A 17810-nucleotide genomic window follows, 5' to 3' on the forward strand; every position below is an offset into this window, starting at 1 on the left:
ATGTGTTAGGCAGTCTCTTGCAAGATACTCATTACATGAGCTAAATCTTTATCGCCGCGCCCGGACAGGTTGACCAGAATATTGAGTGGCTCACTGGATTCAGCCGCTAACTTCTTGGCGTAGGCCAATGCGTGCGATGATTCAAGTGCCGGAATAATGCCTTCAGTTTTAGACAGTTCCTGAAAGGCTTTTAATGCTTCGTCATCAGTCACAGATACATATTCGGCGCGCCCTGATGTCATTAAGTGCACATGCTCAGGTCCGATGCCGGGATAATCGAGACCAGCAGAAACAGAGTGCGATTCTTGCACCTGTCCCTCGCCATCTTGCAATACATAAGTTCTTGAGCCATGCAAGATGCCCTCACGGCCTTTTAATAAGGTTGCGCCGTGTGCTTTGGTGTCGAGGCCCTTACCAGCTGGCTCAACACCAATTAATCGAACCTCCTCATCCTTAATGAAATCGGCAAAGATACCAATCGCGTTAGAGCCTCCACCGACACAGGCTACTACTGCATCGGGTAATTGCCCGATTAATTGCATCATTTGCTGTTTGGCTTCTTCGCCAATAATTTTCTGAAAAGTGCGTACCATTTTAGGAAAGGGTGCTGGACCCGCTACCGTCCCTAATAAGTAGTGTGTGGTTTCGTAACTGGATGCCCAATCACGTAAAGCTTCATTGATAGCATCCTTTAAGCTGGCACTACCATTATCAACTGGAATCACTTCGGCGCCCATAAGCTGCATTCTGAACACATTAGGAGCCTGGCGATCGCAATCCTTCTTACCCATATAGATGGTTGCCTTTAAACCCAGCAACGCACAAGCCAGTGCAGTTGCTACGCCATGCTGACCAGCGCCTGTTTCGGCAATGATTCGATGCTTGCCCATTTTTTTAGCCAACAAAGCCTGAGCCAAAACCTGATTGGTTTTATGAGCTCCGCCATGCAACAAATCTTCACGCTTAAGGAAAATTCGCGACTGATTAATGCGTGCATAAGAACTACACTCGGTCACTGGTGTTGGACGCCCGGCATATTCTTTAAGCAAGCGACTGAGTTCAGTTTGAAACTCATCATCAACCAAGGATGCTTCAAAAGCCTTATCCAGCTGTTGCAATGCAGGCATCAATAGTTGCGGGACAAACTGTCCTCCATACTGGCCAATATAGGTGCCATCAAACTCAAAGTTCGTAGCAGTGTTAATTGTTTGATTCATGATGAAATACCTCCAACAGCGACCGGGTTTAGATTATTATCCACCTCACGGTCTGCAGAATTAAATTGGTTACGACCAGACTGTGGTCGGGCAGCTCTGAAAAAGTATGCCAGCAAATCCTTACCTTTGACTCCAGGACTGGACTCAACCGAGCTGGACAGATCAACGTTGATGACACCTAGCTGTTTAAGATTTTGAATGTTCTCTGCGTTTACACCACCGGCAATTCGCAGTTTCTGGCTAAATAATTGTGGATTCAGATTGCGTAGTAATGACCAATCAAAACTGACACCGGTTCCACCCCGTTGATTTTGTGTTGAATTGGTCACTTCTGTATCCAGCAAAACTTCGTCATAGGTATCAAGTAAAGTCTTCAGTTCTTTTTCAAAAATCTCTGATGATATTTCAGGTCCAACATGAAAAACTTTGGATACTTTAATATCAGTAACTTGCTGCTTAATGGCTTGAGCAAAGTCTAAACTTTCATCACCATGTAGCTGTACGGCTTGCAGTCTGTATTGCTGAGCAGCAGACACAACCTCATCAATGGACTGATCTTGAAAAACTCCGATCAGAGGTTTTGAGGAAGTTATTATGTTGCTATCAACACAACGTTTTGAATTCGGCACGAAAATCACACCGACACAACTGGCTGGAAGTTCTTGCAAGAGATCAGCATCAGATTGTTGCGTCACACCGCAAACTTTAATGTCGCCATATACCAGTTGCCGTGCCGCTAACTCCAAGTCATCTTCCTTCATCAGACTGGAACCTACCAAACAGGCATCTGAAAACTGAGAAAGGTCTAATACATCTTGGTGGGTATTAATACCAGATTCAGTGACCACCAAACGGTCCGCAGGTATTTTTTTTGCGAGTGCCTGAGTGTGCTCGAAACTGGTTGATAAATCTTTGAGGTTTCGGTTGTTGATGCCAATAATCTTAGCTCCAAGCTTTATCGCTCGCTCCAGCTCTGCTTCTGTATGAACTTCGGTCAGCACATCCATGTTTAAACTTTCGGCCTGCTCCTGACAAATTGTATAGTCTTTATCATTAAGAACTGACAGCATTAACAAAACGGCATCAGCTCCAAAGTAACGCGCCTGACGAATTTGCTTTGGCGACAAGATGAAATCTTTGCACAGTAAAGGCTTATCGGTAAGCTTTCTTACTTTCTGTAGATTGGAAAAACTGCCACGAAAAAATCGCTCTTCAGTGAGTACTGAAATGGCATCTGCATATTGGTCATAAACTGGCACAATTTGGTCTAAATCAAACTTGGCACGAATTAGCCCTTTGGAAGGCGATGCTTTCTTACACTCCATAATAAAACCGTAATGTGGCTTACTGAGTGCATCATAAAAGCTTCGTTGACTAGGCTCTAAATCATGATAGTCAGCTGTGTTACCAATCACACTACGCTTATGTTCAAGGATAGTTTCTAATACATTAAGCATAGGAGGCCTCTTTTATCTTTTGTAATTGCTGATAGGCTTGACCACTTTTTAATAACTCCTTGGCCAGTTTTGTACCCGCCTTAAAATCATCCGCAAGATTATTCAAAACAAGCAAAGCCCCACAATTGACAGCTACCATATCAATATGTGCATCACTGCCCTGACCTTTCAACAATTGTTTGGCAGCAGCAACATTATCTTCAACGTCGTTTGCCTGAATACTGGCAATACTGTGTCGACTAATTCCAAAGTTTTCTGGCGAAAGAGTGAACTCTTGGATCACTCCATCATCAAGAGAAACAGCAAATGTACTATCATGCACCGCAATTTCATCCAACCCCGAACCATGGACCACCAATGCCTTTTTGGCACCGAGTATTTTTAGAATCTCTGCAAAAGGTCGGCAATACTTTTTGTCATAGACTCCAAGTAATTGCACTTCGGGCAATGCTGGATTTGCCAATGGTCCTATCAGATTAAAAATGGTTCGTGTTTTAAGTGACTGTCTGATTGGCATCACATGCTTAACGCCGGGATGGTAGTCTGGCGCAAATAAAAAAGAAAAATTCACATCATCCAACAACTGCTTGCTCTGTTCCGGACTGACATGAATATTGATATCGAGCTGCTCCATCAGATCTGCAGAACCACACTTCGAAGAAACCGAGCGGTTTCCATGCTTAACTATTTTGACGCCAGCCGTAGCAGCTAATATGCTAACAATGCTTGAAACATTAATCGTGTTCAGGCCATCACCACCGGTGCCACAGCAATCACTTACTGAAAAGTCACTCTGTGGAAACTTCACGGCTTCTTGACGCAGCGCATAAGCAGCTCCGGCAATTTCCTCGACTGACTCACCTTTAGTTTTTAAAGCTGCCAGCATTGCTGCAACCACAGGAGCTTCAACCCGCCCCTGTAGAACAGCTTGAAATGATTCTGTTGCCTGCAAGTAATTTAAACTTTCACCTTGATAGATTGTTTCAAGCAACTGCATCATGGCGAGCCTCCTTTACAGATTTGCCTGAGTGGCTTTCAACGGTAGTAATAAAGTTGCGTAGTAGCTTATAACCAGCAAAGCTCATAATGCTTTCTGGATGGAACTGAACACCGAAAATAGGCAGCTCATTATGTTGTACGGCCATAATCTCACCCTGCTCTGATGTGGCCGTAATTAATAGCGACTCAGGTACGGTTGTTGCAACCAGTGAGTGATACCTTGCTACAGCAATACTTCCTTTTATGTCAGAAAACAATGTTGATTTCTCTTTTAATAAAAGCTTGGATACTTTTCCATGTACCACTTGTTGTGCTTTTTCTACCACACCACCAAAAGCTTCAACAATTACCTGGTGCCCTAAGCAAACACCTAAAATTGGCTTCGTTTTTTGGAAGTCTTGAAGTAACTTCGCACAACAGCCAGCTTCGGACGGCTTGCCTGGACCCGGAGACAAAACAATACAGTCTGCTTTACTAGCCAGGTTAGAAACATACCCATACTCAGCATCGTTACGCACTACGTTGACTTCAAACCCAAGTAACTGCAATTCATAGTCGAGGTTATAAATGAAGGAGTCGAAGTTATCGATTAATAATGCTTTCATGCCGCACTCTCCTTACTCTTTTCTTTCAGGTTCTCATTTATGTCCTGCTCATTTATTTCCTGCTCAGCTAACTGGCATGCATTGAGAACCGCCTTGGCCTTATGAAAGGTTTCATTCGCTTCCAGTTCTGGTTTTGAGTCGTAAACAATTCCCGCACCAGCCGAAACTTTGGCGACCCCGTCAGCCACTTCAGCAGAGCGAATGATAATGGCGCTATCAAATTCTTGATTCGCATTGTAAATACTGACTGCTCCGCCATAATAACCACGCGGCTTTTGCTCTAATTCTCGAATAATTTCCACCGCCTTGATTTTGGGTGCACCAGTTAAGGTTCCCATATTGGCGCATGCACGATAGGCATGCATGGGATTGATATCATCACGAAGCTCACCAATCACTTCCGAAACCATATGCATCACATTCGAATACTTCACAATACGTTTTAACTGTGTGACCTGACGACTACCGGCTTTAATAACTTTAGCTAAGTCATTGCGTGCCAGATCGACCAGCATCATATGTTCCGCCCCTTCCTTTTCATCACTGATAAGCTCAAATTCAGTTTTTGCATCCAGCTCAAAGTTTATTGCACCGCTTTCTGTAATGGCACGCTTACGGGTTCCTGCAATGGGGTACAGAGTAACTTTGCTGTTGTCGAAAACCTTCAGGGCACTTTCAGGACTAGAACCAAACAGCTGACTGTCCGCAAAATTAATGTAGTACATGTATGGACCTGGATTAGACTTCCTCAGTACTTGATAGGCTTTAAAAGCATCATCACACTCAGTAGAGAAAGTGCGCGACAAGACCACCTGAAAAGCATCGCCCTCAATAATGCGCTGTTTAATCTTCTCGACTTTTCCTGCAAATTGCTCATCCGTGACATCGATTTTAAAATCACTACTCTGTAATGGAGTAAAAGTATGGCTCATGGATGTTGCGATTAAGGATGGTGTTTTAGAAGAAGATAATAACTTTGACTCTATCGAGTCTATAGCAACGCCCAACCGGACAGTATTAGTGGCATTGTCGCCAAAACCTTTAACAATGATTTTAGCGGACTGTGAGTCATCTTCCTGAATCACCAACTGGTCAGCCAGATAAAACTTGAAGTCGGGTGTTGTCTTATTAAGTGATGGCAAGGCTTCATACTGATCAACAAGATCGAAACTCATGGCACCAATCAAACAGGAGCTGACATTATCTGCTTTTTGGTTGCATTGAATCTGCTCGGTTATCAGAGTCAGCACATCTGCAATAGTTGGCTGAGTCAGGCGCTGACTTTCATAGAATCCATTGCCGTAGTTTCCTTCATTAAGCGTATAGGTTATTACCTCGCTGGATGCGTCCTGTGTAAAACCAGCTGGAACTCCATCAGACTTGGCAAGAGCTCTTATGAAACTTTTGCCATTATCATTGAGACTTTTGATGGTTACAGTACCATCAAGACCTTCTATTACAGCCGCCGCTGAAACCATACTAATACTGCGCTTACTCTTCTGAGTGCCAGGCTCAGCAGTCTCCAACAGCGCGGTGTGAGATGTACGACCGTTAGTCGTTAACAGGCCGAACACCTCGCAGGGCAATAAAGAAAGCGGCAGCTTCTTGGTTAGCGTATTAACTTGCATAAGCCACCTCTGCCAAAGTTCTGCCACTTGCTGTGACAAAAGGTGCAAGTTGCTGCATTAAAGTATGGAAGTCTTGAGGGGAAAGCGCTTGAGCGGCATCCGATACCGATTCTTTAGGGCTTCTATGGCACTCGATAATGACACCATCAGCACCACAGGCCACCGCAGCTTTGGCCATCGGAGACACCAGCGTGCGAACTCCGGTACCGTGTGATGGATCCACAATCACCGGTAAGTGGCTGCGCTCTTTAATAAACGCAACTGCATTTAAATCAAGCGTGTTACGGGTGGCAGTTTCAAAAGTCCTGATGCCGCGCTCGCAAATCATGACATTGGGATTCCCGCTGGCAACAATATATTCGGCAGCAAGCAATAACTCTTCAATCGTTGCCGATAAACCACGCTTAAGCAATACAGGCTTTTGGGTTTCACCCACTGCTTTAAGCAACGTGTAATTTTGCATATTACGAGCGCCAATTTGAATCGCAGAAATATAACGCGCGACGTCGTCCAGATCGTTAACGTCCATGAGCTCTGTAATGGTGTCTAAACCTGTTTCCTTACCCACCTGATGCATGATTTTTAAACCTTCAACACCTAACCCCTGAAAAGAGTAAGGGCTAGTGCGCGGCTTAAAGGCACCGCCGCGTAACACTGTTGCGCCCGCCTGTTTAACGTAACGCGCGGTTTCTAAAAGCTGATCCTCGCTCTCAATGGCACACGGGCCGGCCATGATGGTAAATTGCTCAGACCCTACCGGCGTGTTGCCAACCTGTACAACGGTATCCTGGGCATAAATTTCACGGCTAACCAACTTGTATTTACTCAACACAGGCTTAACCAAATCAACCTGCGGCAGATTTTCCAGGTGTAGCGACTCTAAAACACGTTCATCACCTAAAGCACCGATGACAGTGCGTTCACTGCCCGGCATATGTAGCGGCTTAAGACCTGCAGCGTCAATTTTTTGCAATATTTCCTGCGCATCTTGCTCTGATGCATCGTGTCGAAGAATAATAATCATAGTGTGTTCCTTATCATTAAATTTAAAATTTTTGTAACTTAATTAGTTAGTAAATATAAAACTGTCAGACATAAAAAAAGCCCGCACAATGGCGGGCTTTATCGTCTTTTCTCTAGACAATACCCCGCCCTACTGGAACCACCACCAGCTTGCAGTTAGGAATGTGTGTTGCTGAGTATCTATTGTCATGATTTGAATTCTCTTAATTTCTATTAGCTCAAAATTACTTGGTTCTTTTACACAGGCATAAAAAAAGCCCGCTTGTGCGGGCTTTTAAAATCTTTGTCTTGTATCAATATCTTACAAACAATAAAAGGCCCGCTACTTAAGCAACGTGCCACCACCAAATGTTTTGTGCGATATTCATATTCATGTGTTGCAATCTAAACCATCTTTTTTATTCGGTCAACTACTTTCTGGTTGAATATACTTAAATAGAATAAGAACAACTACTTACCCTTAGCGAACTTATCAACCTGGGACTCTGTCTTTAATCGTGACTTAGGCAACTGAGATGCTAAGCGCTCAATATTCGAGGTTAGTGACCAAATCTCCAGTTTAGCGGCTGGGTCATGCCATTCAGCTACCGTTAGCCCTTCAGCGAAGGAATCAAGGTAAGCAACCCGGTTACCCAATTTTGTCGGCAAATCATCAACCCCAAGCTCCTGTTTGGCATTAGCAACCACATTATCGGCAGAATTAGTCCTAACGCGATAACGATTCCAGCAAATACGCGCTTCTAGATTTGAATTAAGCTGTTTAGCCTCGTCAACAATTTCAGCTAAATGCTTGGTGGACCAAACTTCTATCGGAGATGGACTTAAAGGAATAAGGGCAACATCAGATAATAGGACAACCGCTCTTGTTAGATTGGTAATTCTTGGGTGGCCATCAATCAGAATATAGTCATATAAGTCAGTATTTTCACGAACCTGCTTCTGCAAATGAGCAAGATTCTTTGCTGAAACAATATCCATATTTTCAATCAGATACTGTTCGTCGCGAACTCGGTACCAAGTTTCAAGTGAGCTTTGCGGATGATCGGTATCGATCATCAGAACCTTACTTTTATCCGATAAAGTAGAGGCAATATTGGCACATAAAGTGGTTTTGCCTGCCCCACCTTTCATTTGAACAAAACTAATGACTTTTGCGCGCACAGAAAATCCCCGTATCCTGTAGTTTCACCTAATTCTACATGACACGGGGCAATTCGCAAGCTAGAGCTTTAATCTTTAATATCAATCAGTTAGTCGTTTTTTAACTGCTCTAACTCTTTTTTGGTCAATTCACGCCACTTGACTGTATTAAGCTGGTTTAAAAAGTCACACTCAGAACCACTACAAATCGTCTCCAAGCCGACCAATGAAATTGCTTCCCCAGCCTGCCCTTGCCCATCGCTAGGAAATAGAACGGTCAATTCTGGAGCGATACCGACATAGCCAAGCTCTCTTGAGCGAACATATTCAGCTGTCTCGCCTGGCGGCAGTGGATCAGTTTCATCTTGGAAAAATACCGGTTTACCATCCAGAATACTCAATGAATAAAGCTTATTAAGGCCAACCGATGCTTTACAAGTATTGGGCTCATTCTGTGGTGAATAAGTGGTAAAGAAGACACGATAGTTAATGGTACTCGCATCCGCAAGAACCTTCTCACCGCCCGCTAATCTCAAGTACCAACCATTATTTTTTGTCTCATCTTTCAGAATATCAAAGATACCTGCGTAACGCTCTTCACTTAACCCAGTATCGGGGTCTACAACACTAATCTTATCAGTAACATCAAATAGGCCTGACTCTGTGATAACTGTTTCAGGAATACCTTTTGATAAGATGTTTTTATCGTAAAAGACATAGAAGCGATCTGTAATGGCTTCCTCTAAAGGGTGAGCGCGATAACCGGAGCCAATAGCTATAAGTGCCATCGTGTTGCCCGCCAGCCTAACAAAAGATATATCCGGACGATTATAGAATCGTCGATTTCCTTCCACACCTGTACCTTGAATGTCCGCTATTTTGGCACCAAATATTTGGGTATTATCATTAATATCTTTTTGAATGATATCAAAGCGGAATAATTGGCCACCGGTATCTGTAGCATAAAGATGTTCGATCGTACCACTACCAGATAAATCCCCGCCTGAAAGATTTGAAGCGAAGCTGTTGGTTAGCAAACTATCAAAATCGCCGCCACGATAATCAACCGCATCGTCTTTTGCGTTCCAAAGCATCTGCCCAGACACAGCATCAGCTATGAATATGTTATTGCCTATGGTGTCAGAAGCACCCGCTTCAAGTTTTGACTTGTCCTGATTTTGGGCATCGTAACCACCACCAAAAATCATGACGAGTTTCTTACCACCTTTCCATTTTATGTGTCCAACCACTGGCTTCGACCACGTTTGAGCTAGGCCTTCATAATAATGAACCTTGTCCCAACTCAAGCCACCGGTAATTTCTTCGGATGTTTCACGATCACCAGTAATGGTGAACATTAATTGAGGCCTTTCAGAATCCGAAATATCAATAGCATAATAATTACGGCCACCGCGACGCATACCTATATATAAATAAGCCTGCTCTCCATTATCGATTTTTCCATTTTTATTGCCGTCACTATGATAAACCGATATATCACCATCTAAACCGTATACCCTGCTGGATACTGTTGCTAAATTTTTATTTATAACCAGTTCAGCAGTATTCTTCAATAACTGTCGCGGTATAAATGACCACTCTTCAGTGCCACTGTTATCATCTGGGTTTATAGCATGTAAATAACCTTCATTATCGCCCATAAACAGCAAGCTTTTATTCGCATAATTAACTACAACAGGTTTAGAATGAAGCGGGTCCGAAAAACGATTTATATAGGTGTCTAATGTTCCATCATCATCCGTATCAATTTGAACTTTGCCTTGATATAACCAGTTTATATGATTGGTTAATTCTGCATCGCTAGCAGCATTACTCAGTCCTAGGTGTGACTTAGTGATCTTATTGTTTGCTGTAGAGATATGGTTTTTCTGTGTCCACAGATTCTTTTCCAAAATATTAGAATAGACGGTTCGCGGCATAGGCATAACTTGAGCCGCTCCGCCTATTGCCAATTTATTGCCATCATACTGACTCCATGCACTGGAGGCTGTCTCAAAGAATTGTCCATTGCTGTCTACGGCTTCGAATCCATTCTTATCAACAATTTTGCTTCCTTTAACATAGTATTTTTTCAGGTTTCCGTGCCAAAACTGTGTCTGTGCTGGCTGGAACATCGCAAGATACAATTCATTACTGCTGTTCAAGCGGTTGCTCTGGCTCAACGGAACACTCGGGGTCACCATCATGCTCTGCTCAATATCAGTTTGAATAGATGATTTAAACGCATCAACCAGACCATCTGTACTATCAGCAGTGTAACTTTGACCATTACCTGCGTCGGCTACATTTTCAAGGAAAGTTCTGGCGTTATTATCTTCTAGGGCGAATGCAATGGTATGAGTTTTTACTTTTGATGGCGTTAAATCTTCAATCTGATCAACAGTTGACAAAAAGCCAGCTAGCTTTTCGGAACATTCCTTGCCATCATCGCTTCGAGCACAACTACTTCCTGTCATATTTATTATGCTATTACGATAAGAATAGCCATTATAAGACATACTATTCGGCTGACCATCTGTAAGAAAAACAATGTTACTAGCGTTACTACATCCAGGAGTTATCGGTGAAGGAAGGTTGTCATACTGACCACGAAAGTAGCTACCTGCTTCGTATAGCGCGCCCGCGGTTAAAGTACCACCATTAGCTTCAAGACCATCGATTGTTGTTAACAATGTTGCCTTATGATTATTATCGCTCAGTTGCTTTACTTCATGTAGAAGGTCAATATTGTTTCCAGCAGAGTAAGTTAATATTCCAACTTTTACATTATCTGGCAAGTCATCAAGAAAAAGCTCCAAAGCTTCCTTCATAATATCTAATCGAGATTTCTCACCATTACCTGGATAACAACTTGGGTAGGGCTGGCCCCAGCGGTTTAAGCGACATGCGTCGGTAGTCCAAGCCATAGAGCCAGAAACATCCAACACTAGTAATAAGTTTACAGGTTGAGATTGTCCGAAATAAACTTCTGTATCATCCGCATGCAATAAAGCAGGTACTGAGCCAGCAACAATCAATAGGGCTGAAATTAAACATTTTTTAATACACATAAGTCCCTCACTTAAAGCGTTTTATTGCAACTGCGAACAACACTCACCCACTCTTCAATATGGGTCTGTGCTTCGCCAGCGTCTGCTACGTCATTCTTATTAACATCAAGGTTACCTTCTCCGATCAACTGAAAAGAGTGACACCCCAACCCTGTGTTATCCCAGGAGTTCCCAAGACATCTCAATGCGGCTGTTTCACAATCATGATAAAACGCCTCAACTCTTGCTTTTAATATTTTGTCGGATTCAAGCCTTGCATCAGCATTACAGTCAACTAAATCACCTTTTTCATCAACGCACTGCACATAGCCAACCTTGGGAGCTGTCAGAGTATCCCAGTAAGCATTGTTTGCGGTGTCCAACAGGTGTGAAGCATCATAATGATAAGTGCTGACATAGGAACTATTGGCGGTCTGAGCAGCATGAAAAACCATAGTATCCTCCTGGTTAACTACCGCAATTTTCTGCGATGAAATACCTGAGGACATGATTGAAACACCTAGCAAAGCCATAATGGCCAAAATGATAAGGCCCATAATCAAAGAAAAACCGTTCTGATTACTAGTCATATAACTACTCCGAAACCAATAACGAATCTGGCGGTTGATTACCATTGTTGTTAAGAACAATGGTACTTGTGAATACTTTACGATAGCGCCCATCATTAAATGCATATGGCCCTTCGTTTAAAACTCCATTTAAAGTGACGTTTTTGTCGATGACATTTTGTTCATCCGATGCAACCGAAAATGCAATTTGTAGAGTTTGCAATAAAGATATATCTGTTACTTCCCCAGCATCAACATACTGCAAACCATTGCTGTTTAGAACTCCATATCTGACCTGGAAACTTTCTACATTTTTAATAAGGCTAGCGCCATTACAGCGTAGTTCAGGTAACCCTTCTGTAGTCACAAGACTATAAGTATTTTTTACAATGCCATCTGCCGGGGTGTCACCGATGCAGTCTTCCCCTCCATAGTAACGAACAGTCAAACTATCCGATGGTTTTCCGCCTTCTATATCAGTGTTATCAGCCAACTCGTCTAGTGGTATGGACAGGCTCAAACCATCAAGCGTTTCTATATCGCTATCCACCCAGCCAGCTTTTCTTAAGTCACTAACCAAGTAACTCATTGCAAAACGACCATTATCATGAACATGGGTCATACCCGTATTAAGGCGATAGGTATGTTTGCTTGATACGAACAACATAACAATGCCGGCAATAATGATGAGACCTATCAGCATTGCCACCATCATCTCTACCAAGGTAAAAGCTTTGGTATTTGCTTGATTTAATGATCTTACGTTAATTCTTCTCACGGTAGACTTTCTCATGGCACTAGCTCCAACTGCACACAGGCGTACTCATCCGATAAACCAAGCTCACTTTGACAACGTGTATCCTGTGCATACTCAACTTTTCCACTAACATCCTGTCTTTCAGTCCCCTTCCACGCTAAAAACAACGATATGCGGGAGCCGTAACTGCAATTATCAGTATCACCGGTTTCACGGTCAAAACAGCTGGAACCTATAATTCCTGTAGGTATTTTGGTTCCAACCAGACTTGAACAAATCTCATAAATATCATGTTTAGCAAGATCGCTCATAGAGCAATTAGAGCCTGTGCTGCAAGATGCTTCAGGGACAATTCCATTTTCAATATCACACCATGTGTGAATTGAATCCACATCAAAATCTAAATCACCGACATAAGCATTAGGTACACCAGTATCATTACGAAGATACTCTTGGTTGCTTCGTATTCGTGAAGCGGCATCCTGTAAAATGATAGTTGCTTGAGAGCGCGAAAAAGAATCCATTGAGCTATTCAATGCACCCATTTGTAGGGCTGCATAACCTAACAGCCCAATGCTCACCAAAAGAATCGTGATGAGCACTTCCATTAAAGAAAAACCTGTTTGCTTATTCATTGGGATATACCACACTCTTGCTTAATATCAGTTACATGTACCTGACCTGATGCCAGCATGGTCAAATGTCGGCCCTTGCCACCTGGATTACATATTGCCATACCATTTTTACCCAGAGGACTTAAGTTGGTTGTCATGCCATTTGGCATAAAAGTAATTGTTAAATTTTCTTCACCTGTCACGCTTAGCTTTTGTTTTAATTCTACATGTCGGTGGATTAACTCTTTGCTTTCAGCACTATCTAAACCACGAGACGTCACCGTTAATACTTCCCACCCTTCGGACCAGTTGTCATTTACCGGCTTGATAGTAACTTTACTATTGGTATCAATTGCTACCTGTCTGGCGAACTGTAACGAATCAATCAACTGAGAAGCAGTTTGGTCTAATATTTTTGAGGAAAAGAGGGTAAAAAACAGATGACAGCCGCTTAATAAAAAGCCCGTTAAGAAAAGAATACTAAACATAGTTTCCACAAGGCCAAATCCAGATTGTTTGCCCCGAGAAAATGTATCCGTTGCCTTATTAGGCACATTAATGTTTATACCACTACCCCAGCTCATAGCTCCCTCGATTGAAAAGGTTCCACCAATTGCCGGATATATACTATAGAAACAAGGATCGTGTACTATTTGAGATGTGTATTGAAATTGTAGGCTTTTGTATAAAAAACAACCCGTTCACAGAACGGGTTGGATACAATATTGCTTGTGGATATAAAGAGTTTATCGGTTAGTCAGGCCAGCCGGAAGCACCTTTGTATTCTTTTTGCCCAGCTTGATTAATCGTCAGATCACCATCACCTTCCATTGATCCGGTGTCTGCAGCACGAATGGTATAAGTTGTTGCAGATAAATCTTCAAGCGACAAGGTGTAATATGCCGCACCACCATCTACGGGTACTTGAGTATTGAAAAAATTACCCAAAACTGCGCCATCATAGGAAAAGTTAGCTGCTTTATATCGTTCCATAGCCTCTGAAGCAGCAAGCAGTGCTTGCATGGCATCGTTACGCTTACCTTTTTTTATCTGCTCGGTATACGCTGGAACCGCGATGGCTGCCAAAATACCCACGATAGCCACAACTATCATCACTTCCATTAAGGTAAAAGCTTTAGTTTTGTTTCTATTCAAGACTAACATCCCCCAACATTAATTTTACTTACTGTAACATTGCCTGCACCTGCAATATTAATCGAGCGTCCCGCGCCACGGTCATCACAAAGAGTCAATGTTCCCCAGCCACCTAAGTTACTCATAATACCTCTTGAGGTAAACACGATATTAGTGCCTGGCGAAGCATTTTCACTCATGGAACTAGGGTAGGCCTCTATTTCTCTTACAATTTCCTCACCTGCATCGAAGGTTCCACTATCGTTAGCATCGACGAAGACCAGCCAACCTTGTGACCAATCACCACCGCTTGCTTCAATTCCAACCTGTTGGCGAGAGCCAATCGCTTCATTTCTGGCCGCAGATACTGAACTGACAAAATCGTTACTAAAGCCCACAAGGCGATTGTTCATTACAAGATTTCTCATGCCCGGAACAGCAATTGCAGCCATAATTGCTACAATTGCTACTGTTGTCATCAGTTCAATGATTGTAAAGGCTTTTACTGCTTGCTTACTCATCATCAGGTTTCTTCCGCCAATTAACACGTATGACACCATCATACCCCTTGGTCAAGGCTTCAGTAAAGGCGTCGTCTATGACCTCGTTACCAACTAGGCCAATAAATGCAGCTTCATCTCCACCCGAAGTATTTGCACCAGAGGTATACAGTAGCTGGAACATTGGCGGGATGCCGTCACTAATTAAATCGATAGTTCGAGTATTATCATCAAAGAATGAGGTGCCATCAATTAGATTTACACCGTACAACTTACCACTACCAACTACTGGTGAACAGATTAGTTTACTGGTATCAAGAGTCGGCACGTATGATGTGAAAACAATCTTTCCGAACAGGATTCGCGCCTCTGAGATTACCTTCTCACCCGTGAAATTAACACCATCGATCTCCAGCCCTGTCATTTTGATGTACCAACCATTACTGCCTGTTGCAGTTGGATCTGAAGGCTCTTGAGCTTCTACTATATCTGGACTGTTACTTGGATTAACCAGATTAGTAACATCCAGCAAGTCACCGCTTGTCTCCCCTGATTTAAAAGTAATCAAATCATAGGTTGGCGTTTCTTGCAGCACGCCAACATCACGCAACATAAAGAAGTGATCCTGTATCGTTGTATTCAGCGGGTGAGCACGGTAGCCAGTCCCGACAGCAACGGCTACAAAGGAATTACCGTTGGGACGTGGAATAAAGGCAACGGAAGGCGCGTAATAGAATCTAGCCTTATCTTGCTCACTCAATACCCCATAATTAGCATCAAATATCTTACCACCTGCAATCGCGAAGCCATTAGTCTCATCCTCAGAGATGTCTAATCGGAAGATTTGCCCTTCAACATCACTAACATATAAATGATCAACCGTTGTATCGTTATTCAACGAAATGGCACGAATATTGGCAGGTACTGCCGACAAATCAGTGTAAAGAGTTGGCAATTTATCTGATAATCTCCAGATGACAGATTTGCTGTTTATATCATAGATGTAAACATCATTACCTTTTGTAACCTCACCGTTGAAAGCATCGCCATCTTGATCTTGGTCGAAAACATCATCAACCGCAGGATCATAACCCCCACCAAAGATTACAACGGTTCTAACTCCGCTATCTTGACTCGAGTCCTCAATATTAGTCACTAAGGGAGTCGACCAGGTCTGACCTAGTGTTTCAAAGCCAGTTGAGCCGCCTTCAATTTTAAACAAATACTTAGGCTCATTAGGTGTGCTGATATCTAGTACATAGTAATTACCACCACCACGACGCATACCAATGAATAATAGTGCTTTTTCTGCCGTCTCTACAGCTTCTGTTGCAGGATTATCACCCAAGTCTACTCGAGTGTTTCCATTACTATCTGCATGGGCAATAAAGATTTCACCATCCAAGCCATAGTTATGCTTTGTAGGGTCACCATCGATAGGAATATCTACCAGAAATTCCTTCATTTTACCCAGCAACTCGTACGGAATATAGCTCCAGAGTTCACCACCGCTATTGATATTTATGGCGTGTAAGTATCCCAAATTAGTACCCATAAATACGATAGACTTATCCTCTGTCGTGTCATCGTAATCATTATACTGAACAACTTTAGGCACACTATGCAGAGGGTCACCGATTAATCTTTCTGACCGAGCAACATCCTCAATGACATATTGTGTTTCTGCTACTAATACACCATCTGCATCATATATAGGAGTATCTAGTTGGATTGCCACATCTTTACGACTGTACCCTAAAGTTCTATCTTTAATATCTTGATAAGCCTCATCAGTTTCGGCGTCCATCAAGAAGTCACTCTTGGTTGTATCATCTTTTACTGACACAAGCCCACTATCAATGTCGGTGAACAGGTTACGAGTCCAATCTTGATAGGTTTGGTATTGGGGGAAATAAGGGTCCTGATTACTAACCAGAAACTGGTCCAGCTCAGCTGCCGCACCACCAAGCTCCACCTGGTTACCATCAGCAGCCTCAGACCACATACTCCAGGATGTTGTGATTTGATTGGTATCTGGATCTCTTACTTCATTGAATAACCCAGTGTCAGGATTAACAGCTAGATCGCCTGGATCATCCACCAAGTTACCACCGCTAATTTTGTATTTCTTAAGGTTGCCAGGCCAGCGAGCAATGTTATCAGCCTGAAACTGCGCGAAATATAAGTGGTTATCATGATTCAAACGGTTCTGTTGACTCACTGTCACACCCGCCTGAACGAAACTAGTACCTTGTGCTGCAACTTGCTCAATAATATCGCGCAAAATTTGGCACAAACCACCCTCTGCTTCACAAGCCACATTTTCGTTGTAATCAATCGCTTCTTGAGTACCACCTTCCCTTGCCCAATTATCTAAGTTAGCAGCATTTCTACCTGTTGCACCAGGGTCAATAGAGTAAGTTTGAACATTGAGTACTTCACGCATATAACGAACGAGATCGGAGTCATCGCACTCACCACCACAATAAGATTCAGGAACAATACTTGCGACATCTCCAGGCCATTCATTACCATTAATTTGACCTCGAGAAAGAACAACCATTGCATTAGTACACCCAGGGTCGTTACTGCCAGCATATCTACCATCGAAAAGAGCTCTAGAATGCGTCAACTTGGTATCGTACTTAGGGTTGCTTCCAGTAAAGTATCGTGCAATTTCCGACATGCCTTGCACTGTTGGTGTATTACCCGAAATAGTATCTGAGAGAGTTAATGAATCGACTACCTCTTGGAAGGTTGGGCTGGTTGAGGCATTAAAAGCAATAGTAGGATAAACCACGGAAGCTTGAGGCCCTGCGTTACCCTGCCCTTTACCGATTAATGTTAAGCCTAGGTCTACTTTTTCATTGACTGAAGGATCATTGGCTAATGTATTTAAAGCCGACTTCAATTGTTCAAGTAAGCCGCCACCATTCATTGCGGAAGAGTAATCCAGACCAATCATAATTTTTGGCTTTGGCAACGCCAATGAAGCCCCGTCTAGGAAGTAAACTTCCGTATCATCAGCTTGTGCCGATGTAAAAGCAAAAGGTGAAGCTACATAAAGTCCGAGTAGCGCACCTTTAAGCAATTGCGATATAAACTTTTTCATAGCAA

At 42.8% G+C, this 17810-nt stretch carries 15 protein-coding genes; all 15 read right to left on the reverse strand.

Going from position 1 to position 17810, the window contains the following annotated elements; all coding sequences use genetic code 11:
• Nucleotides 1-5 precede the first annotated feature (5 nt).
• On the reverse strand, nucleotides 6-1217 hold the full coding sequence (gene trpB / locus KKOR_RS08240) for a tryptophan synthase subunit beta (protein ID WP_015780661.1): 1212 nt from the start codon (nucleotides 1215-1217) through the stop codon (nucleotides 6-8).
• The gene (gene trpCF / locus KKOR_RS08245) at nucleotides 1214-2674 is read right to left on the reverse strand and encodes a bifunctional indole-3-glycerol-phosphate synthase TrpC/phosphoribosylanthranilate isomerase TrpF (RefSeq protein WP_015780662.1); all 1461 of its coding nucleotides are present in this window, start codon (nucleotides 2672-2674) and stop codon (nucleotides 1214-1216) included. Before trpCF ends, trpB begins: the two co-directional genes overlap by 4 nt.
• The gene (gene trpD / locus KKOR_RS08250; protein ID WP_071818310.1) at nucleotides 2667-3674 is read right to left on the reverse strand and encodes an anthranilate phosphoribosyltransferase; all 1008 of its coding nucleotides are present in this window, start codon (nucleotides 3672-3674) and stop codon (nucleotides 2667-2669) included. The genes trpCF and trpD overlap by 8 nt, the downstream gene beginning before the upstream one ends.
• The gene (locus KKOR_RS08255) at nucleotides 3658-4278 is read right to left on the reverse strand and encodes an anthranilate synthase component II (RefSeq protein ID WP_015780664.1); all 621 of its coding nucleotides are present in this window, start codon (nucleotides 4276-4278) and stop codon (nucleotides 3658-3660) included. Before KKOR_RS08255 ends, trpD begins: the two co-directional genes overlap by 17 nt.
• Complete coding sequence (locus KKOR_RS08260; RefSeq protein WP_015780665.1) at nucleotides 4275-5906, reverse strand: anthranilate synthase component 1; 1632 nt, start codon at nucleotides 5904-5906, stop codon at nucleotides 4275-4277. Before KKOR_RS08260 ends, KKOR_RS08255 begins: the two co-directional genes overlap by 4 nt.
• A complete protein-coding gene (gene aroF, locus KKOR_RS08265; RefSeq protein WP_015780666.1) occupies nucleotides 5896-6930 on the reverse strand; it encodes a 3-deoxy-7-phosphoheptulonate synthase in 1035 nt (344 codons plus the stop codon). The genes KKOR_RS08260 and aroF overlap by 11 nt, the downstream gene beginning before the upstream one ends.
• 449 nt (nucleotides 6931-7379) lie before the next feature.
• Complete coding sequence (locus KKOR_RS08270) at nucleotides 7380-8090, reverse strand: ParA family protein (protein ID WP_015780667.1); 711 nt, start codon at nucleotides 8088-8090, stop codon at nucleotides 7380-7382.
• Between the two features lie 89 nt (nucleotides 8091-8179).
• Nucleotides 8180-11140, reverse strand: coding sequence for a PilC/PilY family type IV pilus protein (locus KKOR_RS08275; protein WP_015780668.1), 2961 nt, complete (start codon nucleotides 11138-11140; stop codon nucleotides 8180-8182).
• Nucleotides 11141-11151: 11 nt separating this feature from the next.
• Nucleotides 11152-11709, reverse strand: coding sequence for a pilus assembly PilX family protein (locus KKOR_RS08280; protein WP_015780669.1), 558 nt, complete (start codon nucleotides 11707-11709; stop codon nucleotides 11152-11154).
• A 4-nt stretch (nucleotides 11710-11713) separates the two neighbouring features.
• Entirely contained in the window at nucleotides 11714-12481 is a 768-nt protein-coding gene (locus KKOR_RS08285) for a PilW family protein (protein ID WP_015780670.1), read from the reverse strand.
• Nucleotides 12478-13080: a type IV pilus modification protein PilV gene (gene pilV / locus KKOR_RS08290; RefSeq protein ID WP_015780671.1), complete on the reverse strand. Its 603-nt coding sequence runs from the start codon at nucleotides 13078-13080 to the stop codon at nucleotides 12478-12480. Before pilV ends, KKOR_RS08285 begins: the two co-directional genes overlap by 4 nt.
• Nucleotides 13077-13643: a GspH/FimT family pseudopilin gene (locus KKOR_RS08295; protein ID WP_015780672.1), complete on the reverse strand. Its 567-nt coding sequence runs from the start codon at nucleotides 13641-13643 to the stop codon at nucleotides 13077-13079. Before KKOR_RS08295 ends, pilV begins: the two co-directional genes overlap by 4 nt.
• A 169-nt stretch (nucleotides 13644-13812) precedes the next feature.
• Nucleotides 13813-14223 (reverse strand): type IV pilin protein, encoded by a 411-nt coding sequence (locus tag KKOR_RS08300; protein ID WP_015780673.1) that lies wholly within the window; start codon nucleotides 14221-14223, stop codon nucleotides 13813-13815.
• Nucleotides 14217-14717, reverse strand: coding sequence for a GspH/FimT family pseudopilin (locus tag KKOR_RS13340; RefSeq protein WP_015780674.1), 501 nt, complete (start codon nucleotides 14715-14717; stop codon nucleotides 14217-14219). The genes KKOR_RS08300 and KKOR_RS13340 overlap by 7 nt, the downstream gene beginning before the upstream one ends.
• Nucleotides 14707-17805 carry a pilus assembly protein gene (locus KKOR_RS08310; RefSeq protein ID WP_015780675.1) on the reverse strand — a complete coding sequence of 1033 codons (3099 nt, stop codon included), beginning with the start codon at nucleotides 17803-17805 and terminating at the stop codon, nucleotides 14707-14709. Before KKOR_RS08310 ends, KKOR_RS13340 begins: the two co-directional genes overlap by 11 nt.
• Between the last annotated feature and the right edge of the window lie 5 nt (nucleotides 17806-17810).

This window comes from Kangiella koreensis DSM 16069 (assembly GCF_000024085.1).
Classification (GTDB): domain Bacteria; phylum Pseudomonadota; class Gammaproteobacteria; order Enterobacterales; family Kangiellaceae; genus Kangiella; species Kangiella koreensis.

Bases quoted from the DNA above. Each gene is read 5' to 3' on its own strand.
- KKOR_RS08285 (WP_015780670.1), bottom strand. From the start codon at position 12,481: ATGAGAAAGTCTACCGTGAGAAGAATTAACGTAAGATCATTAAATCAA.
- KKOR_RS08310 (WP_015780675.1), bottom strand. From the start codon at position 17,805: ATGAAAAAGTTTATATCGCAATTGCTTAAAGGTGCGCTACTCGGACTT.
- KKOR_RS13340 (WP_015780674.1), bottom strand. From the start codon at position 14,717: ATGATGAGTAAGCAAGCAGTAAAAGCCTTTACAATCATTGAACTGATG.
- pilV (WP_015780671.1), bottom strand. From the start codon at position 13,080: ATGAATAAGCAAACAGGTTTTTCTTTAATGGAAGTGCTCATCACGATT.
- trpD (WP_071818310.1), bottom strand. From the start codon at position 3,674: ATGATGCAGTTGCTTGAAACAATCTATCAAGGTGAAAGTTTAAATTAC.
- KKOR_RS08280 (WP_015780669.1), bottom strand. From the start codon at position 11,709: ATGACTAGTAATCAGAACGGTTTTTCTTTGATTATGGGCCTTATCATT.
- KKOR_RS08260 (WP_015780665.1), bottom strand. From the start codon at position 5,906: ATGCAAGTTAATACGCTAACCAAGAAGCTGCCGCTTTCTTTATTGCCC.
- KKOR_RS08275 (WP_015780668.1), bottom strand. From the start codon at position 11,140: ATGTGTATTAAAAAATGTTTAATTTCAGCCCTATTGATTGTTGCTGGC.
- KKOR_RS08255 (WP_015780664.1), bottom strand. From the start codon at position 4,278: ATGAAAGCATTATTAATCGATAACTTCGACTCCTTCATTTATAACCTC.
- trpCF (WP_015780662.1), bottom strand. From the start codon at position 2,674: ATGCTTAATGTATTAGAAACTATCCTTGAACATAAGCGTAGTGTGATT.
- KKOR_RS08300 (WP_015780673.1), bottom strand. From the start codon at position 14,223: ATGTTAGTCTTGAATAGAAACAAAACTAAAGCTTTTACCTTAATGGAA.
- KKOR_RS08295 (WP_015780672.1), bottom strand. From the start codon at position 13,643: ATGAGCTGGGGTAGTGGTATAAACATTAATGTGCCTAATAAGGCAACG.
- aroF (WP_015780666.1), bottom strand. From the start codon at position 6,930: ATGATTATTATTCTTCGACACGATGCATCAGAGCAAGATGCGCAGGAA.
- trpB (WP_015780661.1), bottom strand. From the start codon at position 1,217: ATGAATCAAACAATTAACACTGCTACGAACTTTGAGTTTGATGGCACC.